Here is a 1,211-nt window from a genome sequence, read left to right as displayed (position 1 = left end):
TGGGGTGACGAGGCTGATCAAGCCTTCCAACAGTACCAGCCTGATCAATTACGGCGAGAGCTACCGGTCCGGAGATCGCATCAGCGCCTCTGTCGTCAAGAGAGCTGTTCTGCTTGACCCCAGCCATGGAGCTCAACGCCCCGCGTCGGAGCGCTCCCTGCTTCTGAAGGAAGCCACTAGGTCCGCTCGGGCTTGATCGGAGGCTTGGCTGATGGACGTCGTGGTTGCTTCGCTCAGTTGCCGCCCCATGGCGCGGCTTTGCGGATTATCAGTCCTCTGCCTCTTCGCCGGTCTCAACAGCGCTGTGGAATGTTCATTGTTTATGATGACGCCCCCGCTGTTCACGAGGTTGCTCCTGTCAAGTGTACTCGTCAGTCCGACCTGGGCCTCGCGCTTCTTGCCCAAGTGCCGTTCAAACGGCGCTGGCGCGACTTGTTGAGCTCGAGAGATGGGTCCCTGCTCTCCTGCGTGGCCATGAGCTTGTGCCGCGGTCTGCGCAGCGGCGTCCCCAATGGCACGAGCCTCCATGCCGACTGCGTCTTCCGGACGAGCAGCAAGGGCAATTTCGCGCCCGAGTGCGAACTTCCGGACATGAGTTAGTGCACTGATTTCAGCGGTTTTCATATAGCGCTTGGCATCTTCATCCAGCGACCGCTCGTGAAGCCGATCCGCAATCCCCGGCTTTTTGTTTTCAACCAGGCATTGACTGAAACGTCTAAGAGCAGACCCATAGACCTCAACGGTACGGGGTTTCGGCCCGGTCGGCGCTGCCTCGTACGCTTTGATGAGAGCCGCTGTGTACTCTCTGATGAGCACGGCGTCGGCAGGGTGGGGATTCAGGGCCGGGCGGCCCACCACTGGCGCTCCGCCCGCCCACGTCTTGAGACGACCCAGTGACCCAGCCACGGCCGAGGGGCCGCCACCCCAGATCTCGTACTCCTTGCGATCCCGATCCAGCGACTCCTCGTGAAGCCGATCCGCAATCCCCGGCTTGTTATTTTCAACGAGCCAATGACCAAAGCCGAAAAGAATATCTACATGGCGCTTGACCGTGATCTCCCCGACCTTACCGGCATAGAGTGCTGACCTCAGCCCTTCGACAAGGGTCGCATCGTTGGAATAAAGAGGACCCTTGTCGCGACCGGAGACCCCTATTGGAGGATCTGGCTGCACCGCCGCCGGCACAGAACGAGCATGGTCACGCAACTCGG

General features: G+C 60.4%; 1 pseudogene. It reads right to left on the bottom strand.

Annotated features, from left to right (window positions below):
• Positions 1 to 132: 132 nt before the first annotated feature.
• Positions 133 to 1,211, bottom strand: a pseudogene (locus NKH06_RS31955) (hypothetical protein); the annotation flags it as partial.

The sequence above is a fragment of the Mesorhizobium sp. M1342 genome (assembly GCF_040317955.1).
Taxonomy (GTDB): Bacteria; Pseudomonadota; Alphaproteobacteria; order Rhizobiales; family Rhizobiaceae; genus Mesorhizobium.
Note: the sequence above shows the minus strand (reverse complement) of the source record. Positions and strands in the feature narration are given on the sequence as shown.